Origin of the sequence: Campylobacter sp. S4:11, from assembly GCF_024723695.1 — a bacterium.
Lineage (GTDB): Bacteria > Campylobacterota > Campylobacteria > Campylobacterales > Campylobacteraceae > Campylobacter_D > Campylobacter_D jejuni_C.
In genome coordinates this window covers 1-292 of sequence record NZ_JANQDC010000120.1, presented here as the reverse complement: position 1 = coordinate 292, position 292 = coordinate 1, and the positions used below count along the sequence as shown (strand labels likewise).

Below are 292 nucleotides of genomic sequence, written 5' to 3'. Positions count from 1 at the left end.
ACCTGCTAGGGTTTGTACTCCATACATTTCATTGACTTTATATACACTATCTTCTATGAGTTTAGTAGAGATGATTTCACCTTTAATTCTTTCATTAAGCTTACTCTCTATGAAATGATCTTTTATAGTAGTTTTATTCTTTATTATATACTTACCTAATGTTCCTAAGGCTATGTTTATTTGAATACTATCTTCAAATTCTTGTTGAGGCACATAAGCTGTTGCAGCAGGATAGCCATTAACTTGGAAATAATAAGCAATGATATTAGATATATCTTGTAAATCTTGTAAG

1 pseudogene is annotated in these 292 nt (G+C 29.5%); it reads right to left on the bottom strand.

The window, feature by feature from the left end:
• A pseudogene (locus tag CAMP5053_RS08495) lies at positions 1-292 on the bottom strand (ShlB/FhaC/HecB family hemolysin secretion/activation protein); the annotation flags it as partial.